The sequence below is a fragment of the Corallibacter sp. genome (assembly GCF_048381695.1).
Taxonomy (GTDB): domain Bacteria; phylum Bacteroidota; class Bacteroidia; order Flavobacteriales; family Flavobacteriaceae; genus Corallibacter; species Corallibacter vietnamensis.
The window spans coordinates 1-6,677 of sequence record NZ_JBLXHI010000027.1 but is presented as its reverse complement, the minus strand read 5'-3'; the positions used below and the strand labels follow the sequence as shown (position 1 = coordinate 6,677).

The 6,677-nt window shown below is 32.3% G+C and carries 8 protein-coding genes; 7 read left to right on the top strand and 1 reads right to left on the bottom strand.

Translation table 11 applies throughout. The features are described from left to right. Positions 1 to 245: 245 nt before the first annotated feature. A complete protein-coding gene (gene ahcY / locus ACN5J3_RS14270) occupies positions 246 to 1,562 on the bottom strand; it encodes an adenosylhomocysteinase (RefSeq protein ID WP_334465704.1) in 1,317 nt (438 codons plus the stop codon). A gap of 131 nt (positions 1,563 to 1,693) precedes the next feature. On the opposite strand from ahcY, the gene ACN5J3_RS14265 reads away from it, so the two are divergent. The 7 genes from ACN5J3_RS14265 to arfB are packed head-to-tail and all read left to right on the top strand — an operon-like array spanning position 1,694 to position 6,448. After that, positions 1,694 to 2,320: a 4'-phosphopantetheinyl transferase family protein gene (locus ACN5J3_RS14265; RefSeq protein ID WP_344715998.1), complete on the top strand. Its 627-nt coding sequence runs from the start codon at positions 1,694 to 1,696 to the stop codon at positions 2,318 to 2,320. After that, positions 2,320 to 3,060 (top strand): geranylgeranylglyceryl/heptaprenylglyceryl phosphate synthase, encoded by a 741-nt coding sequence (locus ACN5J3_RS14260; protein ID WP_418512160.1) that lies wholly within the window; start codon positions 2,320 to 2,322, stop codon positions 3,058 to 3,060. The genes ACN5J3_RS14265 and ACN5J3_RS14260 overlap by 1 nt, the downstream gene beginning before the upstream one ends. A gap of 21 nt (positions 3,061 to 3,081) precedes the next feature. Beyond that, positions 3,082 to 3,342 (top strand): hypothetical protein, encoded by a 261-nt coding sequence (locus ACN5J3_RS14255; protein WP_020898157.1) that lies wholly within the window; start codon positions 3,082 to 3,084, stop codon positions 3,340 to 3,342. Further along, positions 3,326 to 3,958 carry a nicotinamide riboside transporter PnuC gene (pnuC, locus tag ACN5J3_RS14250; RefSeq protein ID WP_215926864.1) on the top strand — a complete coding sequence of 211 codons (633 nt, stop codon included), beginning with the start codon at positions 3,326 to 3,328 and terminating at the stop codon, positions 3,956 to 3,958. Before ACN5J3_RS14255 ends, pnuC begins: the two co-directional genes overlap by 17 nt. Beyond that, entirely contained in the window at positions 3,919 to 4,488 is a 570-nt protein-coding gene (locus ACN5J3_RS14245; RefSeq protein ID WP_215926863.1) for an AAA family ATPase, read from the top strand. The genes pnuC and ACN5J3_RS14245 overlap by 40 nt, the downstream gene beginning before the upstream one ends. Beyond that, on the top strand, positions 4,485 to 6,044 hold the full coding sequence (locus tag ACN5J3_RS14240; protein ID WP_418512159.1) for a DUF4301 family protein: 1,560 nt from the start codon (positions 4,485 to 4,487) through the stop codon (positions 6,042 to 6,044). The genes ACN5J3_RS14245 and ACN5J3_RS14240 overlap by 4 nt, the downstream gene beginning before the upstream one ends. Then, positions 6,044 to 6,448, top strand: a complete 405-nt coding sequence (gene arfB / locus ACN5J3_RS14235) for an alternative ribosome rescue aminoacyl-tRNA hydrolase ArfB (RefSeq protein WP_344716004.1) — start codon at positions 6,044 to 6,046, stop codon at positions 6,446 to 6,448. The genes ACN5J3_RS14240 and arfB overlap by 1 nt, the downstream gene beginning before the upstream one ends. Positions 6,449 to 6,677 lie beyond the last annotated feature (229 nt).

Below are 6,677 nucleotides of genomic sequence, written 5' to 3'. Positions count from 1 at the left end.
CAACAGCATTAATCACTTTTAAACTATGATCTATATGCCATGCCACATTCGCTTTTGAAACACTTGTGTTTATAGCTTTACTTTTAGGAATTAAACCTTCTAAAACATCTAATTTCTTTTGCAAAACGGTACTGTTAACTGCACTCATTTTAATTTTTTATTGAAAGGTAACTATAATAAAAAAATCCCAAACACTAATGCTTGGGATTTTTCAATTATAAGATTTCTGCTTGCGCAGGAATTTATTAGTATCTGTAATGCTCAGGCTTATAAGGACCTTCAACTGTTACACCAATGTATTCTGCTTGGTAGTCTTTTAACTCCGTTAACTCAACACCTATTTTTTCTAAATGTAATTTAGCCACTTTTTCATCTAAATGCTTTGGTAACATGTATACGTCATTGTCGTACTTATCACTGTTTTTCCAAAGTTCAATTTGCGCTAAAGTTTGGTTTGTAAAGGAATTACTCATTACAAAACTTGGGTGACCAGTTGCACAACCTAAGTTTACTAAACGACCTTCTGCAAGAATGATAATGTCTTTCCCATTAATGTTATACTTATCTACTTGTGGCTTAATCGTATCTTTAGTGTTACCATGGTTTTTATTTAACCAATCCATTTGAATTTCGTTATCAAAATGACCAATGTTACAAACAATAGTTTTGTCTTTCATGGCTTCAAAATGCTCTGCACGTACAATATCTTTATTTCCAGTAGTTGTAATAATGATATCTGAATTAGCAACAACAGTTTCTAATTTCTTTACTTCAAAACCATCCATAGCAGCTTGTAAAGCACAAATAGGATCAATTTCAGTAACAGTTACAATAGAACCAGCACCTTTAAAAGAAGCCGCTGTACCTTTACCAACATCACCATAACCACAAACAGTAACACGTTTACCAGCTAACATAATATCTGTTGCACGACGAATAGCATCTACTGCAGATTCCTTACAACCATATTTATTATCAAACTTAGATTTTGTTACAGAATCGTTTACGTTAATTGCTGGCATTGTTAATGTACCATTTTTAACACGCTCGTAAAGTCTGTGAACTCCCGTTGTCGTTTCTTCAGATAAACCTTTAATTCCAGCAGATAACTCTGGGTATTTATCTAAAACCATATTGGTTAAATCACCACCATCATCTAAAATCATGTTTAATGGTTTACGATCTTCACCAAAGAATAATGTTTGCTCAATACACCAATCAAATTCTTCTTCTGTTAATCCTTTCCATGCATAAACCGCAGTTCCTGCAGCAGCAATTGCAGCAGCAGCTTGATCTTGCGTAGAGAAAATATTACAAGAACTCCAAGTTACTTCAGCACCAAGAGCTTGTAACGTTTCTATTAAAACTGCCGTTTGAATTGTCATATGTAGACAACCAGCAATTCGTGCTCCTTTTAAAGGTTGCTCATTTTTATATTCTTCACGTAAACTCATTAAGCCTGGCATTTCTGCTTCAGCCAATTCAATTTCTTTTCTTCCCCAAGCCGCAAGCGACATATCCTTTACCTTATTAGGTACGTAAGCAACTGTTTTTGTACTCATATTATTTTCTTTGTTTATATATTTTGAAACACCTTTGGGGTTAACACTTAAATAGTTAAATTCGCTTATCTAAAAAACGCTTAATCCGCCTTAGGCGATGCAAAGATAATCAATAACATTCATAATTCTAAATGCCACTATACAAATCCATTAGTGTAAATTCACAAACTACTGTTAAAATCTGGAAGATTGAAGAATCTTACGACGCATTATTTCAACCCTTAGATTTAAAACCACAAAGTTTACAACGTGTATTAAGCATGAAAAGTGAGTTACATCAACGTGGTTTTTTAAGCGTTAGACATTTATTGCACGAGTTTGGATACACAGATCAGGATTTATATTATGACGAAAACGGAAAACCGCATCTTAAAGATGGTAAACACATTTCTATAACACATTCATTTACATTTTCTGGAGTCATTATAAGTGATGCTGAGGTTGGTATTGATATTGAAAAACAGCGTGAAAAGATAGGAATTATTGCACATAAGTTTGTCGATTATGAATCTAATTATGTAAAACCTACGGACGAAGATTATATTAATAGACTTACCGTCATTTGGGGAATAAAAGAATCCCTTTACAAACTTTTTGCTACTCCTGGCATGTTATTTAAAGAACATTTTTTAGTCATCCCGTTTATGATAGAGGATGGCTGTACAGTAGCGTGGATAGATTATAAAAACAAAAAATATAGATACCATACAGCGTTTTTAGAATTTGAAGGTTTTACTTGTGCTTATGTCATTCCTTAATGAATAGTATTTATAAAAATATAACCGCTTCAAAAGCTAAAGATGAAAAATTGTTAGCCGTTTTGATTGATCCTGATAAGATGAATCTTAATGATGCTTCTCGTTTTATCTCTAAAGTAAACCAATCGATAGCAACTCATATTTTTGTTGGAGGAAGTGAAGTTGATGAAGGCTTAACAGACTCCTTAGTTATTGAGGTAAAAAAACACACCAATCTACCAGTAGTTTTATTTCCCGGTGACGTCATTCAAATAACAGACAAAGCCGATGGAATCTTATTTTTATCCTTAATTTCTGGTCGAAATCCTGATTATTTAATAGGAAAACAAGTAGAAGCTGTTTCAAAACTGGCCAAGACCAATCTTGAAATTATTCCAACAGGTTATTTGCTTATTGAAAATGGAAAAGAAACGGCCGTACAACGTGTAAGTGAAACAAAACCCATACAACGAAAAGACCTTCAAACCATAAAAGATACCGCAAAAGCAGGAGAATTATTAGGCCTGAAACTTATCTATCTCGAAGCTGGTAGTGGAGCAACACATGCTATTGAGCCTCATATTATTTCCGAAGTTAAACAACAATTAAACATCCCTCTAATCGTTGGTGGAGGTATAAGAACCAAAACAGAAATAGAAGCTGCCTACAAATCAGGAGCAGATATCGTCGTAATTGGAACTGCTTTTGAAGATAACGAAGCCTTTTTTGATAAATTGAAAAAACAGCAAATACACAACTAATAAATAGTTAAGACAAGGACAATGAAGATATCCATCGAATTACAATTATCACCATTAAAAGACGATTACGAACCTCATATTATTGATTTTATAAAACACTTACGAGCTTCAGAATTCACGGTTTTAGAAAACCCTTTGAGTACTCAAATTTATGGTGATTACGATACATTAATGCCGTTTTTAACTCAAGAAATAAAACGTTCATTTTCAGAAATTGATATTGCCGTATTACAAATGAAAATTGTAAAAACAGACCGAAGCGACTATGAACCACATTTTTGATTTTCTTTTTTCGCAATATTCTGATTACGAAACCACTGATATTGTTTTAGAAATTGTAGCCGTTATTTTTGGGTTTTTATCGGTTTGGTATTCCAAACAGAATAAACTTCTTGTTTTCCCAACAGGAATGATAAGCACGCTGATTTTTGTTTACCTACTACTAAAATGGGAACTCCTTGGAGATATGATGATCAACGCTTACTACTTCTGTATGAGTGTTTATGGTTGGTATATATGGACACGTAAAGTAGATGCCACACACGTTACTCAAATATCAAAAACCACTAATAAAGAAAAAATACTAAGCCTTGCCATATTCATAGCAACCTTAGTGTTTGTATTCATTGTATATAAAAGCTTTGACAAATGGAATGGCTGGGTAGCTTATGTAGATACCATAACAACAGCTATATTTTTTGTAGGCATGTGGTTAATGGCAAGGAAAAAAATAGAAAATTGGATCTTCTGGATTATTGGCGATGTGATTTCTGTACCTTTATATTTGTATAAAGGATTCACATTCACAAGTTTTCAATATTTAGGATTTACAGTTATAGCAATATTTGGTTATTTAGCATGGAAAAAAAGCTTAAACAACAAGCTAGCAACTGCATAAAAGTAGTATTATTTGGCCCAGAGTCTACAGGTAAAACAACATTATCTCAACAACTCGCCAGACACTATAACTCCGTTTGGGTGCCAGAATATGCTCGTGAATATTTACAAGATAAATGGAATAACGAACGCAAAACATGCGAACCTAAAGATTTATTGCCCATTGCAATTGGCCAGATGAATCTCGAAAACAAATTAGCTAAAAAAACAGATTCTGTTTTAATTTGCGACACCGATTTACTTGAAACTAAAGTTTATAGCGAAGTTTATTACTCAGGAACATGTGACCCGATTTTAGAAGCACATGCTCTAAAAAACTCTTACGATATTTACTTTTTAACCTATATTGACACCCCGTGGGAAGCTGATGACCTAAGAGACAAACCCAATGAACGCGAACGTATGTTTAATGCTTTTGAAACAACTCTAAAAACGCATAATAAACCTTATATTTTATTAAAAGGAAGTAAAGAGAAACGTCTTAAAATTGCAATACAACATATTGACAACCTACTATTGAACAAATTATGAAGTTTACCAAAAAAGACATAAAACAAATTGAATCTAAAGATTTAAACTTAGATGTTGTAAAAAAACAGATTCAAATTTTCGAAACTGGAATTCCGTATACAAACATTTCAAAGGCCGCGACTATTAACAATGGCATTACGGTATTAAACGATACTTTAATTGAAGAATATATTTCCTTATTTGAAAAAGAAAAAGACAACAAATCGTTATTAAAATTTGTTCCAGCATCTGGAGCAGCAACTAGAATGTTTAAATTTCTATTTCAATTTGTTAATCAATATAATTCCAATGAGCAATCGCTCAATTCTTACATCAATAGAAATAACCTTAGAGAATTATCTCTTTTTATGGTTGGAATGGAAAAATTTCCGTTTTACAATCAAGTTTTAAAACTGTTGAAATCTAAAAACATAGATTTTAAAACCTTGCCTAATACAGAAAAAGTATGGCAATTTGCAAAGGCCATGTTGGATCAAGATCAATTAAATTTTGGAAATCAACCTAAAGGCTTATTACCTTTTCATCAGTATAAAAAAAATCATATATCTACAGCTTTTGAAGAACATTTATACGAAGCTGCTTTGTATGCATCAAGTAACGGCTTAGCTAAGTTGCATTTTACCATTTCAGAAGATCATCAAAACAAATTCAAAAAAGAATTTAAAAAAATCCAACAAGATATTGAACAAAACACAGGAGTTAAATTCGATATTTCTTTTTCATATCAACAAAAATCAACAGATACAATTGCTGTAACTTTAAACAATAAACCCTTTCGGGACAAAGATGGCTCAATTTTATTTAGACCCTCTGGACATGGAGCCTTATTAAAAAATCTAAATGCACTCGATGCTGATATTATTTTTGTTAAAAACATAGATAATGTTGTTGTTTATAAATATAAAGAAGAGGTTGCTACCTATAAAAAAATACTCGCGGGAATTCTTTTAAAATTGCAATCTAAAGCATTTGAATATTTACACGATTTAGATTCTGAAAACATTACGGAAGATAATTTAGCTGCTATTGAACATTTTATAACGGAAGAATTAAGTATTAAAATATCTGATGAGTATAGAAAATATACTGATTATTATAAAATTGAATACTTACATGAAAAACTAAACCGTCCGATCCGAATTTGTGGTATGGTAAAAAATGAAGGAGAACCTGGAGGTGGTCCTTTCTGGGTAAAAGATCATAAATCTAACCAATCACTTCAAATAGTAGAGTCGGCACAAATCAATTTAAAAGATCCAAAACAAGAAGAAATTCTTAAAAACGCTACGCATTTTAATCCTGTAGATTTAGTTTGTGGCGTAAAAAACTATAAAGGTGAAAAGTTTAATTTAGAAAATTATGTCGATCACAATGCCGCTTTTATAACTCAAAAAACTAAAAATGGTAAGGACTTAAAAGCCTTAGAATTACCTGGACTTTGGAATGGAAGTATGGCACATTGGAATACTATTTTTGTTGAAGTTCCTATAATTACTTTTAACCCAGTAAAAACAGTAAACGATTTATTAAAATCACCACATCAAATTAAAGAATAGTGGATGTAACCTTACTTAAATCTGAATTAACCTATAAATACGTTCGAAGCTCGGGAAGCGGAGGACAACATGTAAATAAGGTATCTTCAAAAGCTGAATTATACTTTGATCTTGAAAACTCATCCGTTTTTAATGACGAAGAAAAACAAAAGCTTTTCGAATTTTTCAATAATCGCTTAACCAAAGATGGTGTTTTAATTCTAGCCTGTGACGAAAGTCGAAGTCAATTTAGAAACAAAGCTTTAGTCACACAACGCTTTATAGAATTGATTGAAGAAGGTTTAAAAGAAGAGAAAATACGTATTCCAACAAGAATTCCTAGAGGAGTTAAAAAGAAACGCTTAAAAAATAAGCGTATCCATGCTGATAAAAAAGCAAATCGGAAGCCTCCAACACTTGAGTAAACGCTCAATTCTTTTCACTAAAATATTAGAGTTTCAAAGCTTTACGTTTGCACTATCTTACCCGACGTTTTTGTGTCAAAAAAAAATCAAATTTCCTCATTCGTAATTCTAAAATCCGTTATATCTTTGCCGCGTTCTCAATAAAGGGGTGCCAATAAGTGGCTGAGATCATACCCATTGAACCTAGAACAGGTAATGCTGTTTAGGAAACGAGCGCAAAGAAAATGTC

Bases quoted from the DNA above. Each gene is read 5' to 3' on its own strand.
- ahcY (WP_334465704.1), bottom strand. From the start codon at position 1,562: ATGAGTACAAAAACAGTTGCTTACGTACCTAATAAGGTAAAGGATATG.
- ACN5J3_RS14265 (WP_344715998.1), top strand. From the start codon at position 1,694: ATGCCACTATACAAATCCATTAGTGTAAATTCACAAACTACTGTTAAA.
- ACN5J3_RS14260 (WP_418512160.1), top strand. From the start codon at position 2,320: ATGAATAGTATTTATAAAAATATAACCGCTTCAAAAGCTAAAGATGAA.
- ACN5J3_RS14255 (WP_020898157.1), top strand. From the start codon at position 3,082: ATGAAGATATCCATCGAATTACAATTATCACCATTAAAAGACGATTAC.
- pnuC (WP_215926864.1), top strand. From the start codon at position 3,326: ATGAACCACATTTTTGATTTTCTTTTTTCGCAATATTCTGATTACGAA.
- ACN5J3_RS14245 (WP_215926863.1), top strand. From the start codon at position 3,919: ATGGAAAAAAAGCTTAAACAACAAGCTAGCAACTGCATAAAAGTAGTA.
- ACN5J3_RS14240 (WP_418512159.1), top strand. From the start codon at position 4,485: ATGAAGTTTACCAAAAAAGACATAAAACAAATTGAATCTAAAGATTTA.